The 21,818-nt window shown below is 52.9% G+C and carries 25 protein-coding genes; 5 read left to right on the top strand and 20 right to left on the bottom strand.

Going from position 1 to position 21,818, the window contains the following annotated elements; translation table 11 throughout:
- Window positions 1-119 precede the first annotated feature (119 nt).
- From emrR to OGV65_RS24250, 12 genes are all read right to left on the bottom strand, one after another.
- Complete coding sequence (gene emrR, locus OGV65_RS24305; RefSeq protein WP_003037300.1) at window positions 120-650, bottom strand: multidrug efflux transporter EmrAB transcriptional repressor EmrR; 531 nt, start codon at window positions 648-650, stop codon at window positions 120-122.
- 90 nt (window positions 651-740) lie between these two features.
- A complete protein-coding gene (ygaH, locus tag OGV65_RS24300) occupies window positions 741-1,076 on the bottom strand; it encodes an L-valine transporter subunit YgaH (protein WP_016154157.1) in 336 nt (111 codons plus the stop codon).
- Window positions 1,066-1,803, bottom strand: a complete 738-nt coding sequence (locus OGV65_RS24295; protein ID WP_019077531.1) for an AzlC family ABC transporter permease — start codon at window positions 1,801-1,803, stop codon at window positions 1,066-1,068. The genes ygaH and OGV65_RS24295 overlap by 11 nt, the downstream gene beginning before the upstream one ends.
- 122 nt (window positions 1,804-1,925) lie before the next feature.
- Window positions 1,926-3,110, bottom strand: a complete 1,185-nt coding sequence (locus tag OGV65_RS24290) for an MFS transporter (RefSeq protein WP_047358817.1) — start codon at window positions 3,108-3,110, stop codon at window positions 1,926-1,928.
- A gap of 179 nt (window positions 3,111-3,289) precedes the next feature.
- Entirely contained in the window at window positions 3,290-4,285 is a 996-nt protein-coding gene (gene proX, locus OGV65_RS24285) for a glycine betaine/L-proline ABC transporter substrate-binding protein ProX (protein WP_016154154.1), read from the bottom strand.
- Between the two features lie 68 nt (window positions 4,286-4,353).
- Window positions 4,354-5,418, bottom strand: coding sequence for a glycine betaine/L-proline ABC transporter permease ProW (proW, locus tag OGV65_RS24280; protein WP_016157302.1), 1,065 nt, complete (start codon window positions 5,416-5,418; stop codon window positions 4,354-4,356).
- On the bottom strand, window positions 5,411-6,613 hold the full coding sequence (gene proV / locus OGV65_RS24275) for a glycine betaine/L-proline ABC transporter ATP-binding protein ProV (RefSeq protein ID WP_016157301.1): 1,203 nt from the start codon (window positions 6,611-6,613) through the stop codon (window positions 5,411-5,413). Before proV ends, proW begins: the two co-directional genes overlap by 8 nt.
- A 354-nt stretch (window positions 6,614-6,967) precedes the next feature.
- Complete coding sequence (gene nrdF / locus OGV65_RS24270) at window positions 6,968-7,927, bottom strand: class 1b ribonucleoside-diphosphate reductase subunit beta (protein WP_019077528.1); 960 nt, start codon at window positions 7,925-7,927, stop codon at window positions 6,968-6,970.
- Between the two features lie 10 nt (window positions 7,928-7,937).
- Window positions 7,938-10,082: a class 1b ribonucleoside-diphosphate reductase subunit alpha gene (gene nrdE / locus OGV65_RS24265; RefSeq protein WP_103847968.1), complete on the bottom strand. Its 2,145-nt coding sequence runs from the start codon at window positions 10,080-10,082 to the stop codon at window positions 7,938-7,940.
- Entirely contained in the window at window positions 10,055-10,465 is a 411-nt protein-coding gene (gene nrdI / locus OGV65_RS24260) for a class Ib ribonucleoside-diphosphate reductase assembly flavoprotein NrdI (protein WP_286455533.1), read from the bottom strand. Before nrdI ends, nrdE begins: the two co-directional genes overlap by 28 nt.
- On the bottom strand, window positions 10,462-10,707 hold the full coding sequence (gene nrdH, locus OGV65_RS24255) for a glutaredoxin-like protein NrdH (RefSeq protein WP_016154148.1): 246 nt from the start codon (window positions 10,705-10,707) through the stop codon (window positions 10,462-10,464). The genes nrdI and nrdH overlap by 4 nt, the downstream gene beginning before the upstream one ends.
- Before the next feature lie 225 nt (window positions 10,708-10,932).
- The gene (locus OGV65_RS24250) at window positions 10,933-11,364 is read right to left on the bottom strand and encodes a carboxymuconolactone decarboxylase family protein (RefSeq protein WP_131346641.1); all 432 of its coding nucleotides are present in this window, start codon (window positions 11,362-11,364) and stop codon (window positions 10,933-10,935) included.
- Between the two features lie 90 nt (window positions 11,365-11,454).
- Here OGV65_RS24250 and pdxR point away from each other — a divergent pair, with 90 nt between their 5' ends.
- A complete protein-coding gene (gene pdxR / locus OGV65_RS24245) occupies window positions 11,455-12,789 on the top strand; it encodes a MocR-like pyridoxine biosynthesis transcription factor PdxR (protein ID WP_286455531.1) in 1,335 nt (444 codons plus the stop codon).
- 124 nt (window positions 12,790-12,913) lie between these two features.
- On the top strand, window positions 12,914-13,264 hold the full coding sequence (locus OGV65_RS24240; RefSeq protein WP_016154145.1) for a DUF2002 family protein: 351 nt from the start codon (window positions 12,914-12,916) through the stop codon (window positions 13,262-13,264).
- A gap of 36 nt (window positions 13,265-13,300) precedes the next feature.
- On the opposite strand, the gene alaE is transcribed toward OGV65_RS24240, so the two are convergent.
- On the bottom strand, window positions 13,301-13,750 hold the full coding sequence (alaE, locus tag OGV65_RS24235; protein WP_286455530.1) for an L-alanine exporter AlaE: 450 nt from the start codon (window positions 13,748-13,750) through the stop codon (window positions 13,301-13,303).
- Between the two features lie 557 nt (window positions 13,751-14,307).
- Between alaE and stpA the strand changes: the two genes are divergently transcribed.
- Entirely contained in the window at window positions 14,308-14,709 is a 402-nt protein-coding gene (gene stpA, locus OGV65_RS24230; RefSeq protein WP_019077523.1) for a DNA-binding protein StpA, read from the top strand.
- A gap of 36 nt (window positions 14,710-14,745) precedes the next feature.
- Here the strand turns inward: stpA and OGV65_RS24225 are convergent, their stop codons facing one another.
- The 3 genes from OGV65_RS24225 to OGV65_RS24215 all read right to left on the bottom strand — a co-directional run bounded on the left by OGV65_RS24225 (window position 14,746) and on the right by OGV65_RS24215 (window position 15,842).
- Window positions 14,746-14,925: a GDFGVC terminal motif YodC-like protein gene (locus OGV65_RS24225; protein ID WP_016154141.1), complete on the bottom strand. Its 180-nt coding sequence runs from the start codon at window positions 14,923-14,925 to the stop codon at window positions 14,746-14,748.
- Window positions 14,926-15,005: 80 nt separating this feature from the next.
- Window positions 15,006-15,533 carry a rhodanese family protein gene (locus OGV65_RS24220; protein WP_016154140.1) on the bottom strand — a complete coding sequence of 176 codons (528 nt, stop codon included), beginning with the start codon at window positions 15,531-15,533 and terminating at the stop codon, window positions 15,006-15,008.
- 9 nt (window positions 15,534-15,542) lie between these two features.
- Entirely contained in the window at window positions 15,543-15,842 is a 300-nt protein-coding gene (locus OGV65_RS24215; RefSeq protein WP_016154139.1) for an ArsR/SmtB family transcription factor, read from the bottom strand.
- Window positions 15,843-16,035: 193 nt separating this feature from the next.
- On the opposite strand from OGV65_RS24215, the gene OGV65_RS24210 reads away from it, so the two are divergent.
- Window positions 16,036-16,194: a YqaE/Pmp3 family membrane protein gene (locus OGV65_RS24210; RefSeq protein ID WP_032949882.1), complete on the top strand. Its 159-nt coding sequence runs from the start codon at window positions 16,036-16,038 to the stop codon at window positions 16,192-16,194.
- 96 nt (window positions 16,195-16,290) lie between these two features.
- Window positions 16,291-16,740 carry a peptidoglycan-binding protein LysM gene (lysM, locus tag OGV65_RS24205; RefSeq protein ID WP_016154138.1) on the top strand — a complete coding sequence of 150 codons (450 nt, stop codon included), beginning with the start codon at window positions 16,291-16,293 and terminating at the stop codon, window positions 16,738-16,740.
- A 12-nt stretch (window positions 16,741-16,752) separates the two neighbouring features.
- Here lysM and csiR read toward each other — a convergent pair whose 3' ends face one another.
- The 4 genes from csiR to gabD form a co-directional block, all read right to left on the bottom strand.
- On the bottom strand, window positions 16,753-17,439 hold the full coding sequence (gene csiR / locus OGV65_RS24200) for a DNA-binding transcriptional regulator CsiR (RefSeq protein ID WP_047358821.1): 687 nt from the start codon (window positions 17,437-17,439) through the stop codon (window positions 16,753-16,755).
- Between the two features lie 45 nt (window positions 17,440-17,484).
- On the bottom strand, window positions 17,485-18,885 hold the full coding sequence (gene gabP, locus OGV65_RS24195; protein WP_047499472.1) for a GABA permease: 1,401 nt from the start codon (window positions 18,883-18,885) through the stop codon (window positions 17,485-17,487).
- A gap of 153 nt (window positions 18,886-19,038) precedes the next feature.
- Window positions 19,039-20,322, bottom strand: coding sequence for a 4-aminobutyrate--2-oxoglutarate transaminase (gene gabT, locus OGV65_RS24190; protein WP_101700153.1), 1,284 nt, complete (start codon window positions 20,320-20,322; stop codon window positions 19,039-19,041).
- A 25-nt stretch (window positions 20,323-20,347) separates the two neighbouring features.
- Window positions 20,348-21,796: an NADP-dependent succinate-semialdehyde dehydrogenase gene (gabD, locus tag OGV65_RS24185; protein WP_181221262.1), complete on the bottom strand. Its 1,449-nt coding sequence runs from the start codon at window positions 21,794-21,796 to the stop codon at window positions 20,348-20,350.
- Window positions 21,797-21,818: the final 22 nt, after the last annotated feature.

The raw sequence follows: 21,818 nt of genomic DNA, 5'->3' as shown, positions 1-21,818 counted from the left end.
GATCTTCTTTTTTTTTCACATCGGCTGAGCCGACCTGTTTATCAGACAGGCCAGCAGTATGCGTGCTGGCCTGTCGGTTTTTTCATTTATAAATCTGGATTTCTGAGCGAGTCGGCGCGTTAGCGCAACGCTTCTAATACCGCGCCATCCTGCTCCATCTGGTCAAGACGGGTCAGAAGTTTACGGGTAATTTGCTCAAGCTGATCTTTTTCGGTGGTGCTGAGAGATGACCAAAGCTGATGCAGGCAGTTATGCTGAGGCGGTAACACCTCTTGCAAAAATGCGTGGCCTTTCTCGGTCAATTGCAGATGCAGACAGCGGCGATCGTTATCGCTTTCGCGACGTTCGATCCAGCCACGTTTTTCTAACTCATCCGCAATGCGGGTTGCGTTAGTGCGTGACGAGCCAAGCGCGCAACTCAGTTCAGAAGGCTGAATACTGTGGTTTTCCTGAGACTCCAGCGTAATCAACGCCATAAACAATGTCTCGTTAATCCCTTGAGCTTTCAGCATCTTATTGCGGTTTTCCAGCAGCTTGCCCTGCATGTGCATGCATAGACGAGTCAGAAGCACTTCCTGATAAGGGAACTCTTCGTAGCGGCTGGCGCGAAATTTTAGCATTTGTTCAATGGGCGTAAACGAACTATCCATTTGGGTATAACCTCATTAATTTCAGCCGATATAGTAACGACAGTGACAAATAAAGTAAATGTATTATTTATTTAAAATGATTGTTTTTATCTATAAGACAATCAGCATTTTCCAGGCTAATCCATAGCCCAGAGCACTCAGTAAGGTTGGAATGATGATGCTGCGGGTCTTATAGAAGCTTGCGCCCAGTATGACAAACCCCACCAGCGTAGGCACGAACCGACGAGAATCGTGCATCACTTCTGGCGCGGTAGACACCACCAACAGGGCGCAAATTGATGCAATGCCAATGGTGTCGAGTAATATGCCCGTCGCGCCGCGCTTCGTCGGGCGAACATTCCCCACTCCAAGACGGAGCGGCAAATAACGAAAACAGTAGTTAACGCAGCCGACCAACAGGCCAAGCAGCAGGACCTCATAGCTCATCGGGACCTCCCTGCCAAAATGACTGGATAAGAGCCGTCAGACATCCGCAGACAATGCCTGCAAGGATGGCGGCAGGAATGGAAAACAGCATGACGCCAGCCAGCGCGCCGGCCAGTGCTGCAGTTACACAAAGTGCTTGTTGACGCTGGAAAGAGGCGAGCAGGAAGCTCATGAACAGCGCCGGGAGCATGAAGCCCAACGCCGCTTCAACTGCCGGGTAATCCTTGAGTAAACCACTACCGGAAAACGCGCCGATCACCGTGCCAAACACCCAGGAGGCCCAGGAGCATAGCGCAATGCCGATCATCCAGTTTTCACTCCAGCGCCGGTTATCCCGTACCAGCTTCGCGGTGGCGGCGGCAAAGACTTCATCGGTGAGACCAAAGGCCCACAGCGCGCTTTTGGGTTTGCTCAGTCGCTGGGCGATTCGGCTACGCAGGGAAGGTCCGTACAAAACATGGCGTACATCCATGGCCATGACGGTCAGTGCGGCGACCCACAAAGAACTGCCTGCGGCGAGCATTGTGGTGATGACAAACTGGCTGGCTCCCGCATAGATAATGCAGGAGAAAAACACGCTTTCAACCGGAGTAAAGCCAAGGCGAGTGGCATTGAGACCAAATGCAAAAGCGACCGGAATATAGCTGATGACTATTGGCAGGCTGTCTTTGAATCCTTCAGTTAGCGTTGCAGAACTGGGTTCAGACTGGGATATCGGGCTTTCCATAGGGTTATAGGTTTCATTACCGAAATTAATATAAATTGGTTCAATGAGTTATAACCTTAGCAGACTGATGGGCTCCTTAACACCCTGCGGAGCCCAATCAGCGGTAAACATACGCTATATGCTTAATTTACGGCTTCCTGACGGTGATATCCTCGCCACCAGACCAACAGGTTGAGTAGGGCAACGGTCGTACCGGCCAGACAAACGCCAGCCCAACCGGCATGCTGCCAGGCGGAGGCCGAAATCAGCGAACCTGCCGCCCCGCCAATAAAATAGCTGGTCATGTATCCGGCGGTCAGGCGATTACGCGCGTCCGGATGAATGCGATAGATAACCGTCTGGTTGGTGATATGCACACCCTGAACGGTGAGGTCCAGGACCAGGATACCGATAATCAGCATTGGCACGGAACTATGCCCTAACCAGATAGCCCACCAGGAGAGCAGCAGTAATAACAGACCTGTGGTCGTGGTGAGATGTGATTTTCCCTTATCGGCAAAACCACCTGCCGGACGCGCGCCTAACGCCCCTGCGGCCCCTGCCAGGCCAAACAGCCCGATCGTTCCTTCGGAGTAGTTAAACGGCGGCGCGGCGAGCAAAAACGCCATAGAGGTCCAGAGAATACTGAAATTGGCAAAGGTCAGGCAGCCCAGCATCGCGCGGGTACGCAGCAATTTATCATGGATAAACAGGCTGAATACGGAGCCTAACAGTTGCGGATAGTTGAGATGAGTATCTGATTTCATCTTCGGCAGGCCGCGCCACAGCGCAATCGCCATCAGCGCCATTAATATCGATGCGACCCAAAATACGGTGCGCCAGCCGCCAAGATTGGCCAGTAATCCCGCCACGGTGCGCGCCAGCAGGATACCCAGCAGCAGGCCGCTCATAATGGTGCCGACAACTTTACCGCGCTTATCCGGCGTGGCAAGCGTCGCCGCCAGTGGAACCAGAATCTGTGCCACTACCGAGAACAACCCGGTCAGGGCGGTGCCGAGGATCAGCATGCCCAGCGACTGGCTGCTGGCGGTAATAAGCATGCCGCCTGCCGCTAACAGCGTCATGGAGACGATCAGCATCCGACGTTCAAACATATCGCCAAGCGGTACTAAAAACAGCAGGCCGGCGGCATAGCCGAGCTGGGCCGCGGTGACGATAAAGCCAGCGGTACTGGCCGATAGCGAAAAGTTACGTGCGATGGTGTCGAGCAGCGGCTGCGCGTAATAGTTACTGGCGACGGCGAGGCCGGTGGCGATAGACATTAACAGGATCAGCGAAGGGCTAAGTCCCTGAGTGGTTTTCGTCATGGTTTTCAACTGAAAAATGGGTTGCAGAAAACAATCATAACGTAAGTGATTAAATGTTGCTGATTTGTTGGGTGATGGATTGTGTGGTTGGGAGGAGGGCGTGTAGGCCGGATAAGGCGCATCGCGCCACCATCCAGCATTGGTGTGATGGCGCTACGCTTATCAGGCCTACGAGGGGGTTATTTCTGCGCAGCCAGCGCTTCTTTCACCCAGCCATCAAACTGTTGCTGGTGGGCTTTGATCCAGCCGTCAACGTGACCCTGCACGTCGGCTTCAGATGCTTTCCCGTCGTGCATCATCGCGTTCTGCGCGTTGATATCCGCCAGCGGCAGCTTCATGACGGCAAACAGTTTCGCCGCAGCCGGGTTTTTCTCCGCCCAGGCTTTGTTGGCGACGATATGCATAGTGTTCACCGGGAAGCCGTAGTTGGCGCCGTTTGGCAGCTTGGTATCAATGTCTTTCTGCTCGCCTGGCAGGGAAGAGAACGGCACCTGCAGCCAGACCACATCTTTACCCGGTTTCATAACGTCGCTCACCCAGTACGGTGTCCAGGTGTAGTAAAGAATGGGTTTGCCTTCTTTAAAGCGGGTAATAGTGTCAGCCATCATCGCCGCATAGTTACCGTGGCTGACCTCGACGGTTTTTTCCAGATCGAAGGCTTTGTTCTGGTGGTTGATCACCGCTTCGCAGCCCCAGCCCGGCGAGCAGCCCATCATGTCTGCTTTTCCGTCGCCGTTGGTGTCAAAGATTTTGGCGATCTTCGGATCTTTTAACTGGGCAATGTTGGTGATTTTATACTGCTCAGCGGTTTTTTTATCGATCAGATAACCTTGCGCGGCACCCGTAACGAATACCCCCTCGCGATAGAACTTTTTGTCTCCGCCCGCTGCGGCATACATATCATCATGCAGCGGCTGCCAGTTCACAGCGGTAAAAGTTGCATCGCCAGAGGCAATGGAGGTATAGCCGACGTTGTAGTCAACTTCGCTTGTTTTGTTAACGGTATAACCCAGTTTCTCCAGCGCACGGGCGACCAGTTGCGTCTGGAAGGATTCTTCAGAGATAGTGCTCTGGATTGGCTGTACAGTGATGCCTTTGCCTGGCAGATCGGCAGCGAAAGTGCTGGTGGAGACAAGGGTGGCAAACGCTGTGGCAATAATGACGTTCTGTCGCATCGTTGTTCCTTAATTATTGGAGGGACGTATAGGCCCGGTAAGCAATGCGCCACCGGGCAACGGGTGAATTACTTCGTGAATGGGCGAGTGATAAGCCCAACGGGACCGGTGGTGTACCAGCGACGGTTGCCACGGCTACGGGCGTCGCGACCGACAGCCTGCGTCAGGCGGTCGAGAATGATGGCGAGGATCACGATCCCAACCCCGCCGACGGTGGCAAGCCCCATATCCAGACGACCGATTCCGCGCAGAACCATCTGACCCAGTCCGCCGACGGCGATCATCGACGCGATGACGACCATTGAGAGCGCCAGCATCAGCGTCTGGTTGACCCCGGCCATAATGGTAGGCATCGCCAGCGGGAGCTGCACTTTAAACAGCATCTGGCGCGGGCTGGCGCCAAATGAGCGCGAGGCTTCAATCAAGTCGGCTGGCACCTGGTTAATCCCCAGAATGGTCAGACGCACGATTGGCGGCAGGGCGAAGATAATCGTCACCACCACGCCCGGGACGTTGCCGATACCAAACAGCATGACGATCGGCACCAGATAGACGAACGCAGGTGTGGTTTGCATGGCGTCCAGCAGCGGACGAACAATTTTTGCCGCCCGTGGACTGCGCGCCAACCAGATCCCCATGGGTAGACCGATCACCACGCAGAACAGCAGCGCGGTTAGTACCAGCGCCAGGGTGATCATGGCCTGTGACCACGCGCCGATGGCTCCGATTGCAATCAATGAAATCAGCGTAGCAACGCCCATTCCAACGCCGGAAATCTGCCAGGCAATCAGAGCGAACAGGATAATCGCCACCGGGGCTGGCATACCCAACAGAAGCTGCTGGAAGCCGTTGAGAATATAATCCACCGGGACTCGAATGCCCTGGAAGACCGGACGGAAATGGGTAACGACCCAGTCGATTCCTTCTGTGACCCAGCTATCCAGCGGGATCAGCGTTTTATGGAACGGATCCATAATATTGAAATGCTCTGGCGCCGGCGCGGGTGCGCTGGTCAGCCAGTCTGCGCCACCGCCGTCAGCTGGCGCGCCTGATGGCGTACTCCAGGCATCGGCGGTTTGTGCGGCACTGTCGGCCGCTGGTGTGGTATCCCACGGATTGGTTTGATCAGCCATTGTTTGCCCCCTCACGATCTAAAGCCTGTAACAGCATGCGTTTTGAAATGATGCCCACATACTGCTGTTCCTCATCAACAACCGGCACCGCGCACGGGGCCTGGCCGACATGAGAAAGCAACTCGCTGAGAGGAGTTTGCGCATCCACGGCTAACGGCTCATCGATCAATGCCGCTTCAATACCTTGCGCCTGACTTAATGCTGTTTTTAAAGAGTCGATAGAAACAACGCCGACGAATTTATTGCCGCGCTCGATCACGTAACCATATTCGCGATCTTTGTCCTGCAATAATTGCAGCGCTGAACGTGGACCGACCCCGGGCGTTTTACGAATTAAACCTTCAGGGCTACGACGTGAAATATCTTTGGCACTAAAGACCTGGCTAATATCAACGCCGCGGAAGAAGGTGCGTACATAATCATTGGCCGGATTATTCAGGATTTCATCTGGCGTGCCGACCTGGACCACTTCACCGTTTTGCATAATGGCAATTCTGTCGCCAATACGCATAGCTTCGTCGAGATCGTGGGAAATAAAGACCACGGTACGTTGATGTTTCGCCTGTAGTTTTACCAGTTCATCCTGCATCTCGGTACGAATTAACGGATCGAGGGCAGAAAAGGCCTCATCCATTAATAAGATGTCAGGGTTAATGGCTAATGCACGGGCGAGGCCCACACGCTGGCGCATCCCTCCGGAAAGTTCATCCGGGTATCCGTGAGCATAATTCTCCAGACCAACCTGGCGTAGCGCATCTAACGCTTTTTCACGACGTTCATCCGCGCCAACACCGGCTAATTCCATGCCGAATGCCGTATTGTCCAGGACCGTCATGTGCGGCATCAGGGCAAAGGACTGGAAAACCATCGCAATCTTTTTTCTGCGCACCTCGCGAAGCTCAGCATCGGATATCCGGGCGATGTCTACGCCGTCAATCAATACTTGCCCGCGGGTGGGTTCAATCAGGCGATTGAGAAGGCGTACCATTGTGGATTTACCCGAACCGGATAATCCCATGATGACAAATATCTCGCCTTCTTCAATGGCCAGACTGGCGTTCTTAACGCCAAGCGATAGCCCTGTTTTATCCAGAATCTGCTCTTTTGAAAGTCCTTTTTCAATATATTTGAAGGCTCTCTGCGGATGCTCTCCAAATATCTTATAGAGATTTTTAACTTCTAATTTAATTGCCATGCAATAGAATGATTCCTGTTATTTGTTTATATCGATATATTACCTGATGGAAATAGTGACCTTTTTCTACCCTAACATACTGAGAATCTGAGACAACCCTGAATTTGTTTGTGGCACGAATATTGCCGAAGGCCATGTGGCGGGACTTCCCGTGATATAAGGGCTGAGCGCGAATGTGAATGGGGTAATATTTTTTGTAAATGGCAATGAAAAGTCGCCTGAATTGCTGAAATGCAGGCGAATAATGCGTCTGATATTGAGTGTAGATCACACAATTATATTTGCACGACAAAAGTGTGATCCTGTTAAAATATTTCCGCGAAAAATGTACGGTATTTCCCGCGGAAATGAGTGCTAGAAATTCCAGTCGTCGTCTTCGGTTTCGACAGCTTTTCCCATCACGTATGATGAGCCGGAACCCGAGAAGAAATCGTGGTTTTCGTCAGCGTTGGGCGACAGCGCAGCAAGGATTGCCGGGTTAACCTCCGCCATTTCTGGCGGGAATAATGCCTCATACCCCAAATTCATTAATGCCTTATTGGCGTTGTAGCAAAGGAAGGCTTTGACGTCATCCACCCAGCCGGTTTCTGCATACAATTCTTCCGTATAACGCGCTTCGTTATCATACAATTCCATCAGCAGATCGAGGGCAAAATTCTTTAACTCCTCGCGTGCGGATTCAGAAATGTGCTCCAGACCTTTTTGATATTTATAACCAATGTAATACCCGTGAACGGCTTCATCACGAATGATCAGACGAATGAGATCGGCGGTATTGGTCAGTTTTCCTCGGCTGGAGAAATACATTGGCAACCAGAAGCCGGAATAGAACAGGAAGGATTCCAGAAATACGCTGGCAATTTTTTTCTTCAACGGTTCGTCGCTGGCGTAATGTGTCAAAACGATCTGTGCCTTGCGCTGGAGTGGGGTATTTTCTTCACTCCACGCGTAAGCCGCATCCACGTCTTTGGTCTGGCAAAGAGTGGAGAAAATTGAGCTGTACGAACGGGCGTGCACCGCTTCCATAAAGCTGATATTCGATAGCACCGCCTCTTCATGCGGCGTTAACGAATCGGCCATCAATGCTGGCGCACCGGCTATGTTCTGAATAGTGTCGAGCAGCGTCAGCCCGGTAAAAACGCGGATAGTCAGCTGCTGTTCGGCGGCGTTCAACGTTTGCCAGGCCGGGATATCGTTGGAGAGCGGGACCTTTTCCGGTAACCAGAAGTTACTGGTCAGGCGATTCCAAACCTCGAGATCTTTATCATCCTCAATCTTGTTCCAGTTGATGGCACTCACGCGGGATAATGTCATGTTGTCCTCCTTACAGCGCGCATGACACGCAACCTTCGATTTCGGTTCCTTCCAGCGCCAACTGGCGTAGTCGGATGTAATACAGCGATTTGATGCCTTTACGCCAGGCGTAAATTTGCGCTTTGTTGATATCGCGAGTGGTGGCGGTATCGGGGAAAAAGAGCGTCAGTGAAAGCCCCTGATCGACATGCCGCGTTGCTTCAGCGTAGGTATCAATGATTTTTTGTGGACCAATCTCGTAGGCATCCTGATACAAGGCCAGATTCTCATTGGTCATAAACGGGGCAGGGTAGTAAACGCGCCCGGTTTTGCCCTCTTTGCGAATCTCCACTTTTGACACGATCGGGTGAATGCTTGATGTCGCATGGTTGATGTAGGAGATAGAACCCGTTGGCGGAACCGCTTGTAAATTCTGGTTATAAATGCCGTAGCGCATGACATCTTCACGCAGCTGCGACCACATTTCGCGCGTTGGCAGCGTAATGCCGCTGGCGGCAAACAGTGTGCGAACCTTGGCAGTTTTTGGCTGCCAGTCGCCCTGCAGATACTGGTTAAAATACTCACCGCTGGCGTAGCGGGACTGTCTGAATCCGGCAAAGGTTTTGCCGCGTTCCCGGGCGAGCTTCATCGACGTATTCAGCGCATGCCAGGTGATGGTGTAGAAATAGAGATTGGTGAAATCCAGCCCTTCAGGTGAGCCGTAGGCGATACCTTCCCGCGCCAGATACCCGTGCAGGTTCATCTGCCCAAGACCGATAGCGTGCGATGCGCTGTTCCCGGCCTCAATTGAGGGTACGCTGCGGATATGGCTCATGTCCGAAACGGCCGTTAAACCGCGAACCGCCGTTTCCACGGTGCGTCCAAAGTCTGGCGAATCCATGGTATGAGCGATATTCAACGAGCCGAGGTTGCAGGATATATCGTGCCCTGTTTGTGCGTAATTGAGGTTTTCATCGTAGGTGGAAGCGCTATTAACCTGCAAAATCTCCGAGCACAGGTTGCTCATATTGATTCGACCGGCAATCGGATTGGCGCTATTCACCGTGTCTTCAAACATGATGTAAGGGTAGCCGGACTCGAACTGGATCTCGGCCAGCCGCTGGAAGAAATCGCGGGCGTTAATGTATTTTTTGCGCACTCGTTTGTCGGCAACCAGTTCGTCATACCGTTCAGTTACGGCGATATCACCGAATGGTTTGCCGTAAATTCGTTCCACGTCATACGGTGAAAACAGCGCCATTTGGGCATTTTCTTTGGCTAACTGGAAGGTGACATCCGGGATCACCACTCCAAGCGAGAGCGTTTTGATACGGATTTTCTCGTCGGCGTTTTCACGTTTGGTATCGAGAAAACGCAAAATATCCGGATGATGCGCGTGCAGATACACCGCGCCCGCACCCTGACGCGCCCCTAATTGATTCGCATAAGAAAACGCATCCTCCAGCATTTTCATTACCGGGATCACCCCAGAGGACTGGTTCTCAATGCGCTTAATGGGCGCACCCGCCTCACGCAGGTTAGAGAGCAAAAATGCCACGCCGCCGCCGCGTTTGGAGAGTTGCAGCGCCGAGTTGACCGCCCGTCCAATTGACTCCATGTTGTCTTCAATGCGTAACAGGAAGCAGGAAACCAGCTCGCCGCGTTGCTGTTTACCGCAGTTTAAAAAGGTTGGCGTGGCGGGTTGAAAACGCCCGGAGAGCATTTCATCGGTCAGTTGCAGAGCGAGCGCTTCATCGCCCTGCGCCAGCGTGAGCGCCACCATCGTTACGCGATCCTCAAAGTCTTCGAGATAGCGCTTCCCGTCGAACGTTTTCAGCGTATAGCTGGTGTAGAACTTCCATGCGCCGAGGAACGTCTGGAAACGGAATCCGCTGGCGTGGGCGTGGGCGAATAGCTTCAGCACAAACGCGCGATCGTAGCGGGCTAACACGCTGGCATCGTAATAGCCTTCATCCACCAACGTGTCCAGACGCGCCTGCTGGCTGGCAAACGCCACCGAGTTGGGGCGGACGTGGGCGGTAAAGAATGCCTCCACCGCCTGATGGTCTTTGTCGAACTGAATGCGCCCGGCCTTATCGTACAGATTCAGCATGGCGTTCAGGGCGTGATAATCCAGCGTCTGCTGTTCTACACGTTCTGCAGTTGTCGTTGCCAAAATTCGCTCACTCCTTTTTGCACGTTGTCGATATCGCTTTGGGTGCCCATCAGCTCAAAGCGATAGAGCCACGGCACGCCGCATTTTTGTGAGATGACATCACCCGCGCGACCGTAGGCGTCTCCGAAATTGCGATTGCCGGAGGCGATCACTCCACGGATTAACGCCCGGTTGTGCGTATCGTTTAAAAAGCGGATCACCTGTCTCGGGACCGCGCCAGCTGTACCGCCGCCACCGTAGGAGGGCACGATTAAAATGTAAGGTTCGTCTACCCGGATCCGCTCGCGTTCGTTAAGCGGAATGCGGTTGGCAGGCAGCCCCAGACGCTGCATGAAGCGGTGCGTATTTTCGGAGCTGCTGGAAAAGTAGACGAGCTGACTCATGCGCTGGCCACTTGAGGGGCCGAGCGCAGACGGTTGATCATGTCCGGGCGAAATCCTGACCAACTGGTTTCCCCTGCGACCACGACCGGTAACTGACGAAAGCCTTGATCGCGCAGGCGATCAGCCATATCGGGGTGTAAATCGACGTTTACCATCTCAAAGTCAAACCCGCGGCTTTCCATCGCCCGCTTAGTAGCGTGGCACTGAACACAGTTGTTACGAGTGTAAATAACAATGCGCATGATTCGTATTTCCATCTAAAAGTAAAAGAATGACGCGATAGAGGGCGTCAGGTTGTGTGTGTCTTGATAGAGGAGATACTAGATGTAGTTTTAAAAAGATTCAACCATACAAGATATGGTAATTTTAGATTGATGAGGGCATGGGTGATGAGCGTGACGGAGGAAGTGATAGAAACTATGGCAGGTTGCCGGATGGCGTTTATGTCGCCATCCGGCAGCGCAGAATCACATGCGCATCCCTACCGCCAGACGGTTAAAGCAGTTCATCAGGCTTATAGCAAACGTCAGATCGCTAATCTCTTTCGCGCTAAAATGGTTGAGCAGCGGCAGATAAACGTCATCTTCGGCATGGGTGCTGGCTATATGGGTGACGGATTCGGCCCACGCCAGTGCCGCACGCTCCTGCTCGCTGAAGTGATGACTCACCCGCCAGCCTGCCAGCGCGTCCAGTTTGGCCTGCGCAACACCGGATTTGCGCAGCGCCTTACTGTGCATTTCCAGGCAAAAGGCGCAGCCGTTGATTTGCGAGACTCGCAGGTAAATCAGTTCCGTCAGCGTAGGTTCCAGCGCGCAGTTTTCCAGCGCTTTGCTGGCCTGAACCAAAGCGTTATAGATTTCAGGACTGAGTTCATAATAGGGCTGGCGTAACATTGTCATGGTATTTCTCCTCGTTTGGATGACCCGCAATGTAGCACTATAATGGACTGCTACAGAGAGCCATATTGTTGCCAAAAAAGCAGACCATAAATGCCACGCTATCAGCAAATCGCCCGTCAGTTAAAAAACGCCATTGAGAAAGGTGAACTAAAGCCAGGCACAAGATTACCCTCCAGTCGGACCTGGGCCCAGGAGCTGGGGGTATCACGATCGACGGTGGAAAATGCCTATGCAGATCTGGTGGCGCAGGGCTGGCTCGCGCGACGCGGGCAGGCAGGAACATTTGTCAGTGAGCAACTGCGACCGGAAAACGCACCTGTGTCTCCCGCCATCTTCGCCGGAGAAAACCCCAGGCCGCAGCCTTTTCAGATGGGATTACCCGCACTCGATCTCTTCCCGCGGGACGTCTGGGCGCGGGTGAGGGGGCGGCGTTTACGCACCCAAACGCGTTTTGACCTGGCCGTGGGCGATGTTTGCGGCGAACGGGTTTTACGTCAGGCGATTGTCGATTACCTGCGCGTCTCACGCAGTATTGAGTGCCAGCCGGAGCAGATTTTTATTACTTCAGGCTACGCGGCATCAATGACGTTAATCCTGCGCGCTCTGTCTCAACCCGGTGAGGGGATGTGGGTCGAAGATCCTGGCTTTCCGTTGATTCACCCTGTGGTGGCTCAGGAGCGCATTGAGCTGATGCCGGTGGCAGTTGATGCCGATGGCCTGGATGTCTGCGCTGGGATCCGTGACTACCCGCAGGCGCGTTTTGTGCTGCTCACTCCCGCACACCAAAGTCCGCTGGGCGTCGCCCTGTCATTAGACCGTCGCCACCAACTGCTTGAATGGGCGACTCGGGCGCAGGCGTGGATCATTGAAGATGATTACGACAGTGAATTTCGCTACCACGGCAAACCGTTGCCGCCGCTAAAAAGTCTGGATGCGCCCCAGCGGGTGATTTATGCCGGAACGTTCAGCAAATCGATGTTTCCGGCTTTGCGCACGGCATGGCTGGTGGTACCCCTGACTCAGGTCGAACATTTTCGTCAGCAGGCGGCGCTAACGGCCTGTAGCGTTCCGGTTTTATGGCAGCAAACGCTGGCGGATTTTATGCAAGATGGCCACTTCTGGCGGCACTTAAAACGTATGCGCCAGAATTATGCCCTGCGACGTCAATGGATGGAAAACGCGCTGAGCGAACAAGGATTTAACGTCATTCCTCAGGAAGGAGGGATTCAGCTGGTGATAACTGTCGACGGAGATGATGTTGCGCTAGTGCGCAAAGCGAATCAGGCCGGGCTGGCGGTTCAGGCGTTAAGCCGCTGGCGAATAACTTCAGCAGGAAAGGGGGGAATATTGCTGTCGTTTACCAACATCAGCTCGGTGGAAATGGCGCAGCAGGCGGCGTATCAACTGCGGATGGCGCTGACATAATTCTGCGCGGTTCTTAAGATATTCGTCCCACCATCGCCACTCGTTTATGGACTTTTCTGAAAGCGTTGCTAATGCTGAATCAGGTAAGGTAAGCCCGCAGTAAAAAAGATAACGAGGAAAATATATGTATTTACGACCTGATGAGGTGGCGCGCGTACTTGAAAAAGTGGGCTTTACCGTCGATGTAGTGACGCAAAAAACGTACGGCTATCGTCGTGGCGAAAATTATGTGTACGTTAACCGTGAAGCACGTATGGGACGTACCGCATTAGTTATCCATCCCACGCTAAAAGAGCGCAGCTCTTCGCTGGCGGAACCTGCGACGGATATTAAAACCTGCGATCACTACCAGCAATTCCCGCTATATTTAGCCGGAGAGACTCACGAACATTATGGTATTCCGCACGGCTTCAGTTCGCGAATTGCGCTTGAGCGTTATCTGAGTGGGTTGTTTGGCGACGTTAGTTCAAACTAATAATGCGACTGGCAGGGCCAGTCGCGAAGAGATCTGTCAGGCTTTAGCCTGGTGATAGCTGCTGACCTTAAACAGGCGGCGGCAATAATCAAGAAAGTAGCCATAGACCGCGCCCATCAGCATTGATACCACGATGTTCGAACTTACTGCAGCCGTAATCTGGTGCCAGTCTGCGCCAACCGTCAATAGAATAATCACATACACTGGTGACTGGAAGGTGACATAAGCCAGCACGTCCGCCAGGTTTTTCCCCCATCCTGATTGCGTGGCTTTACGCGCCGCGCGCATAAACAAATCGCGATACATGCCGTATGGCCACGCGATCAGTATGTTGACGGGGATAGCCACCAGTCTGGAGTACAGAGACTGTTCGAAGCTCATTCCAGAAAGGAATATTTCGATCAACATGTTCACGACAGAACAATAAACAACCATCGCGAACGTGTCTGCTACTGCATGACGCAAGCGTGACTGCGGAGAGAACATGTTAATGCTCCTTGTAAAAAGGGAAAAAAAGGTTTTGAATACCTTCTTGCTAGTGATTTGTCTTGCTGCTTTCGCGTTTGAATAGGATATCTGCCTGGATAATAACTAGCAACTAGCTTAAAATTTTTATTTATTACCTTTTTGTCGATAAAATGCTCTGCAATGGTTTGTTTTTTGTTCGTTTTGGTATTTTCGTTGCTGATTTAATTAAAGGCATTTTAGATCAATGGGTTATGTAAATTTGTTTTTCTGAATTTTTTGCGCTCCTTTTCTCAATGTTGACTAATGTGCAATATGTATACGCACCGACTCCGCGCGATGTTGTGGCCTGTTTCTCGAGTGATACCCTGAGACTCCTTGCAAGTATATTTATAGCGACTAGCAGAGGAATAGAATATATCGCATAGGTGATATCAAAATGGATGAGATAAATACACGAATTAGCTTTTTTGATTAGTAATATGCGAATAAATTAGACTGGAAATATAATAAGCAGTTGCATACAATATTTAGGGTAATACCGTTTTTATGTTTTACGTTAAAGAGGTTTTGTTAATATGAGTTCAATGTTAAAAAACTTAAATAATATCCGCTCGCTGCGTGCAATGGCTCGTGAATTTTCCGTTGACGTGCTGGAAGATATGCTTGAAAAATTCAGGGTAGTGACCAAAGAACGCCGCGATGAAGAAGAACAACTACAGCGCCAACGTGCAGAACAGCAGGAAAAAATTAATACTTTGCTGGCGCTGATGCAGGCAGACGGGATCAATCCGGAAGAGCTACTGAGCATGACGCCTGCGACGGCACGTTCAGTTAAAAAACGTCAGCCGCGCCCGGCGAAATATCGTTTTACCGATCTCAATGGTGAAACAAAAACATGGACCGGACAGGGTCGCACACCGAAGCCAATTGCCCAGGCACTGGCTGCCGGTAAATCTCTTGATGACTTTTTGATCTGATTATTAATGCGGTGAGGGCGACCTCACCGCTTATTTTCAGCAAACGCCAAAATCACCCTCTTCGGTATATCGCGTCACGTCAGCTGCTTTTAGCGTGAATTTTTCGCCGCTTTCATTACTGGCGTGTACCGCCACAATGTGATCGCCATTGACTTCGACAACTTTCAGTTTAGGTCCACCCATGCGTGGTTGAACCAGATCGCCAGGTTTAAACATATTGCTCTCCTTTATTTATCGCAGAACTCACCATAGATCACGTCAATCAGCGGGTACAGCGCAGTTTCAATGATTACCGCTTAATGAGTACGTCGGTTCCAGGGCATGATATCCAGCAATCGCGCCATGCCGCAAAAGCCGGTCACGCCAGCGAGTATTAGCCCGGCGCCCACAAAACCGCTCAGCAGGAAGAAGGCGCTGCTAACGGTGTAGCCCAGAATGACGCCGAGTAAGGCAAGGCTGCCGGCGGCTATCTGCACCTGGCGCATCAGCGGTAACGGTTGTGAACGATCTTTTGCCACCGGAAAACCTGCGGCTTTCCAGCCGTCAATACCACCTTCCAACAACCAGACCTGCGCAGGCGCGGCAATAGCGTTCAGTTTTGTCGCCGCGTTTTGTGTACGTTTGCCTGACTGGCAGTGAAAAATCACCTGCCCGGCGCGTAAATTCGCAGGCAGCGATCCCTGCTCTAGCGTAGGTAATGGCGCCAGATGCGCCTCCGGAATATGCTCGTACAGATACTCGTCAGCATCGCGGATATCAATCAGTTTTGCGCCTTGTGCGACCAGCGTCTGCGCCTCGCGCGGGGAAATCGTCCCAATGGTCATGATGGCTCCTTATGGGCAATACAGTGTTTTTAATGTGGCGATCAATGAATTCACGGCCGCATTTTTGATGGAGTACAGGATGCGCTGGGCATCGCGTTGGCTGTCTATCAGGCCCTCTTCACGCATACGCGCCAGATGCTGCGAAGTGGCGGAAGGACTCAGGCCGGTAACACGGGCTAATTCGCCCGCGCTGGTACCGGGTGAGCCGCAGAGCATGCACAAAATCAGCAACCTTTTCGGGTTACTCATCGCTTTTAGCAGGGCGGCAGCCTGCTCAGCGCTGGCCTGGAGTTGTTCAAGTTCAGTCATATGTATTTAAGCATGTTCTAAATTAAGCTTATTCTAAAATAATCGGTCAACGTACGCCAGCGTAAAGAGCGTAAAGAGCGTAAAGGAGGGTAAAACAGCAGGGGAAGGCTGGCAGAGTTAGGTACACTGACTATGCTTAGAGATAAAATCTCTTTTTAAACAATGAGTAACTTTTTGCTTGTATGGAGTGTGTATGGGTTTCTGGAGAATCGTTTTTACTATTATTCTGCCCCCGCTTGGCGTGCTGCTGGGGAAGGGGTTAGGCTGGGCATTTATCCTCAATATTGTTCTGACGCTGCTGGGCTACATCCCGGGTCTGATCCACGCCTTTTGGATACAAACGCGTAACTAATTACCTTTCTACTACGGCGCTTTGGCGCCGTTTTCTTTGCGCTCCTTACTCCTCTGCTACACTTCCTGGTGTTGATTGTTAACTACTGAGGTGGATATGGGACTCTTTAATTTTGTAAAAGATGCGGGTGAAAAACTGTGGGATGCGGTTACTGGCAACCATGACACTGCCGATCTGGCAAAAAAGGTACAGGAACACCTGAACAAAACGGGCATCCCGGATGCGGATAAAGTGAACGTCCAAATTAACGAAGGTAAAGCCACCGTTTCTGGCGATGGATTAAGTCAGGAAGCGAAAGAAAAAATCCTGATTGCGATTGGTAATATCTCTGGTATTGCCAGCGTCGACGATCAGGTAAAAACTTCTGCGCCGGCGAGTGAAAGCCAGTTTTATACCGTAAAATCAGGAGATACCCTGAGCGCTATTGCCAAACAGGTATACGGTAACGCCAACCTGTATAACCAGATATTTGAAGCGAATAAACCGATGCTGAAAAGCCCGGATAAAATTTATCCAGGGCAGGTTTTGCGTATTCCAGAACAATAAGAATGTTCAGGCTTATTGCGTCAGCAATTTGCCGGACATCGCTTGTTGAATAATCGGAATGGGCGTCAGCAGGTGCTGGCGCATTAATTCGCTGGCACGTGCAGCATCGCGTGCCAGAATTGCTTCGGTCAGCGTTTGGTGCTGATCGTGTTTATCTTCCAACATCTCCACCGACAGCACCGTTTTTCGCAGCCAGATAAACCGGTAGCGCGCCGCCAAATCGAATAGCCGTTCGCGCATTTGCAGCAGATACTGTGAACCGCAGCCAGCGACAATTGCCGAGTGAAAAGCCTGATGGCGCTGATCCCACTCGTCGAGCATCTGTTCACTGGCGTCAACGGCTTCAAGCTTGCCGAGCATATGCGCCCGCGCCAGGATTTCAGCTTCCCAGGCGTCGCCGCCGCGTTCAATGGCCAGCGCGACCAGCATGGCTTCCATATTGGCGCGGGCATCGAAAATATCGAGTAACTCCTGTTCGGACATTGGGGCGACACGATACCCTTTCTGATTGACCACCGTGACCAGCCGCTCGGCAACCAACTGCGAAAGCGCTTCGCGTAGCGGTCCCACGCCAAGCTCATAGCGTGAGGTCAGCAGGCTCATACGCAGTTTTTCATCAGGCTGATACACACCGCGGATGATGTCGTTTTTCAGCCAGCGGTATCCATCAATGGCCGTCGGTTGGGGAATGGCGGTCATGGTCTTACTCCTGAACGGTTTTCCCGGCCTGCGCCGGGAAAAGGTTTAATGCGTATTTTGCAACGGTGTTTTTTGCCACGATAGCAGTTTTTTCCAGCGTGACATAATAGGCACGGTGCAAATAATTCCTATGGCTAACAACCCGGTAGAGATAACTTCCAGTTGTTGAGCCGGGCGAAAGAGCATCACCACCAACACAAAGATAATAAAGGCGATTACCAGCCAGGTAAGCCACGGATAGAGCCACATTTTCAGTTTAATTTCACCGCCTCGCGCCAGCAGGATTTTGCGCATCCGCAGTTGGGAAATTGCAATCACCAAATAAACCAGCAGGGCGATGGCGCCGGAGCTGTCGATCAGGAATTTGAACACCTTGGCCGGGGCGTAATAGTTGACCACCACGGTGAGGAACGCGGCCCCCGTAGACAGCAACACCGCCACATAAGGCGTTTTACTCCGGTTCGTTTTACCCATAAAGGCGGGAGCATCGCCACGACGGCTCAGGGAGTAAAGCATACGCGAGGACGTATACAGCGCGGAGTTCAGACAACTGGTTACCGACAGCAATATGACACAGTCCATGATCAGCTTCGCGTGTGGAATATGCAGTAACTCCAGCACCGAGCGGTAAGAGCCCACCTCTTTCAGTCCCGGCATGTTCCACGGAATCAGCGCGACGACCACGAAAATAGAGCACAGATAGAAGATGGAGATACGCCAGATAACCGAGTTGGTGGCGCGGACGATGTGCTTATCCGGGGTATCGGACTCGGCGGCGGCGATGGTAACAATCTCTGCGCCCATAAAGGAGAACATGGTGATTAGCATCGCGCTGATCACCGCGCCAAAGCCGTTGGGCATGAAGCCGCCCTGATCCCACAGGCGCGAAACTCCGCTGACCTCGGCATAGGGGTAGAAACCGCTAATCGCCACCGCGCCGAGAGTGATAAACGCCAGTATGGCAATCACTTTGCACAGCGCCAGCCAGAACTCGAACTCACCGTAATTTTTGACGCTCAGCAAATTACTGCCGGTTAATGCCAACGTGATAACCAGAGAAAACAGCCAGATAGGAATGCCTGGAACCCAGGAGTGCAGAATGATGGCGGCGATATTCGCTTCCAGCGGGATAACCAACACCCAGAACCACCAGTACAGCCAGCCGATGGTATAACCCGCCCACGGGCCGATGGCCTTATCGGCGTAGGTGGAAAAGGAACCGGTATCCGGGGTGGCAACGGCCATTTCGGCCAGCATGCGCATAATCATCACCACCAGCAATCCGGCGAACAGATAGGCCAGTAATACTGCGGGACCGGCTTCTGCAATCGCCACGCTTGAACCCACAAACAAACTTGCGCCGATAACCCCGGCAATAGACAGCATGGTGACGTGGCGTGATTTCAGCCCGCCCCCTAAATCATGTGATTGTGACACTTGCCCCATCTTTTAAACCTCTCGAAAGTATTTCACTTGGGAGAGCACCCCGGCATTCCCGCGCCGGGGCACGCGTATTTATTGTTATTGACCCTGTCTGCCGGATGGCGGCTCCGCCTTATCCTGCCTGAGGATTGCGTTTTTTATTGGTCGAATGCGGTGTTAACCCTGCTTCGCTTCGGCAAAACACTGAGCGATAATGTCCAGCCCCTGGCGGATTTGGGCATCTTCAATGGTCAGTGGGACAAGAATGCGCAGTACGTTGTAGTAAGGTCCGCAGGAGAGCAGGATCAGCCCTTTATCGCGCGCACGCGCGACGATTTCCGCGGTCAGTTTGGCGTCTGGTTTCGTGTGATCGCCGTCTTCAAACAGTTCGATTGCGATCATCGCTCCCAGCCCGCGTACATCGCCAATCTCGCGGTGGGTTTCCGCGATAGCCAGCAGGCCTTCGCGCAGGGTTTGCCCCAGCTCGTTGGCTTTTTGCAGCAGATTTTCCTGTTCGAAAATATTCAGTACCGCCAGGGCGGCGGCACAGGCAATCGGGTTACCGGCATAGGTACCGCCCAGACCGCCCGGTGGGATTGCGTCCATGACTTCGGCGCGCCCGGTCACTCCCGCCAGCGGGAAGCCACCGGCAATAGATTTGGCGAAGGTGGTGAGATCGGGCGCAACGCCCATCTGCTCCATAGCGAACAGCGTACCGGTACGGCCCGCGCCGCTCTGTACTTCATCGGCAATCAGCATAATGCCGTGCTCATCACAAATGGCGCGCAGACGTTGCATAAAAGCAGGAGAGGCGGCGTAAAAACCACCTTCGCCCTGGACGGGCTCAATCACGATGGCGGCAACGTCTTCCGGAGCGGCATCATTTTTGAAGATACGGTGAATGCTGGCGATAGCATCGTCTTCACTGATGCCGTGCAGCGGGCAAGGATAAAGCGCACGATACACGTGGCCCGGCATCAGTCCCATTCCTGCAGAGTACGGGTTTACTTTCCCGGTCAGCGACAGGGTGTAGTGGGTTCGACCGTGGTAAGCGCCGCTGAAGGCGATAGTGCCGGTTCGTTTGGTGGCGGCGCGGGCGATTTTCACCGCGTTTTCCACCGCTTCCGAGCCGGTTGTCACCAGCAGGGTTTTTTTAGCGAAATCGCCCGGCACTTTCTTATTCATGATTTCGCACAGCTCCAGGTACGGCTCATAGGCCAGCACCTGAAAACAGGTATGGGACAGCTTTTTCAACTGTGCTTCTACCGCAGAGACGATCTGCGGGTGCAGGTGGCCGGTGTTCAGCACCGCAATACCGCCAGCAAAATCGAGGAATTCACGGCCTTCAACGTCCCAGACTCGACAGTTTTCTGCACGCTCGGCAAAAATAGGGTGGATTTGTCCTACGCCACGGGGAACGGCGTTGCTGCGACGTTGCATAAGTTCTTTGTTGGTGCTCATCAGGTGTTCTCCAGTATTTATTTTATTAAAGGCCGATGCACATATATTTGATTTCTAAGTAGTCTTCGATGCCGTATTTCGATCCTTCACGGCCAAGACCGGAGGCTTTGATTCCCCCAAACGGGGCGACTTCGTTGGAGATAATGCCGGTGTTAATCCCGACAATGCCGTATTCCAGCGCTTCGCCAACGCGAAAGACGCGGCTCAAATCACGGGCGTAGAAATAGGCGGCCAGACCAAACTCAGTGTCATTAGCCTGAGCGATGACGTCAGCCTCGTCCTTAAACCGGAACAGCGGAGCCAGCGGGCCGAACGTCTCTTCTTTGGCGACCTTCGCGTTGTCAGGCACATCCACCAAAATGGTGGGCTGGAAGAAGTTGCCGCCGAGTGCGTGAGGTTTGCCACCCGCGATAATGCGCGCGCCTTTATCCAGAGCATCGGCGATGTGTTCCTGCACTTTGGCTACCGCTTTCTCGTCGATCAGCGGTCCGGTGGTGACGTCAGGTTGCAGACCATCGCCGAGGTGCAGTTTGCTCACTGCCTGCTGGAGTTTTTCGGCAAAACGGTCATACACGCCGTCCTGCACGTACAGGCGGTTGGCGCAGACACAGGTTTGGCCAGCGTTACGGAACTTCGATGCCAGTGCGCCTTCTACGGCTTTATCGAGATCGGCATCGTCAAAGACGATAAACGGCGCATTGCCGCCCAGCTCCAGCGACACTTTTTTGATGTCTTTGGCGCACTGCTGCATTAACTGACGGCCAATTTCGGTTGAGCCGGTAAATGACAGCTTGCGTACCAGCGGGTTGCCAGTTAGCTCGTTGCCGACCGCGCTCGCTGAACCGGTCACCACGCTGAAAACGCCTGCCGGGATCCCGGCGCGATTGGCAAGCTCTGCCAGCGCCAGTGCGGAGTAGGGAGTCTGGCTGGCCGGTTTAAGCACCATTGTGCAACCAGCCGCCAGCGCCGGACCGGCTTTGCGGGTAATCATCGCCGCGGGGAAGTTCCACGGCGTAATCGCGGCGGTAACGCCGATCGGCTGTTTGATGACGATTAGGCGTTTGTCGGCCTGGTGGCCGGGGATCGTATCGCCATAGATACGTTTGCCCTCTTCGGCAAACCACTCAATAAAGGAAGCGGCATAGGTGATTTCACCTTTGGCTTCTGCCAGCGGTTTACCCTGTTCCAGGGTCATCAGACGGGCGAGATCGTCCTGATGCTCAATCATCAGGTTGAACCAGCGGCGCAGGATGTTGGCCCGCTCTTTGGCGGTCAGTGCACGCCAGGCGGGCAGAGCGCGGTTAGCGGCGTTAATCGCTTCGCGGGTTTCATCCGCCCCCATTTTCGGTACGCTACCTAATTGCTGACCGCTGGCGGGGTTGGTCACCGCGATGGTCTCGCCGCTGTTGGCGTCACGCCAGTTGCCGTCGATCAGTGCCTGCTGGCGAAATAAGGTTGGATCGTTAAGTTGCATAATTGCGTCCTGTCTAAATCGT

The sequence above is a fragment of the Citrobacter sp. Cb004 genome (genome assembly GCF_030337065.1).
Classification (GTDB): domain Bacteria; phylum Pseudomonadota; class Gammaproteobacteria; order Enterobacterales; family Enterobacteriaceae; genus Citrobacter; species Citrobacter braakii.
The sequence above is the reverse complement of the archived record's forward strand: the minus strand, read 5'-3'. Positions and strand labels throughout refer to the sequence as shown.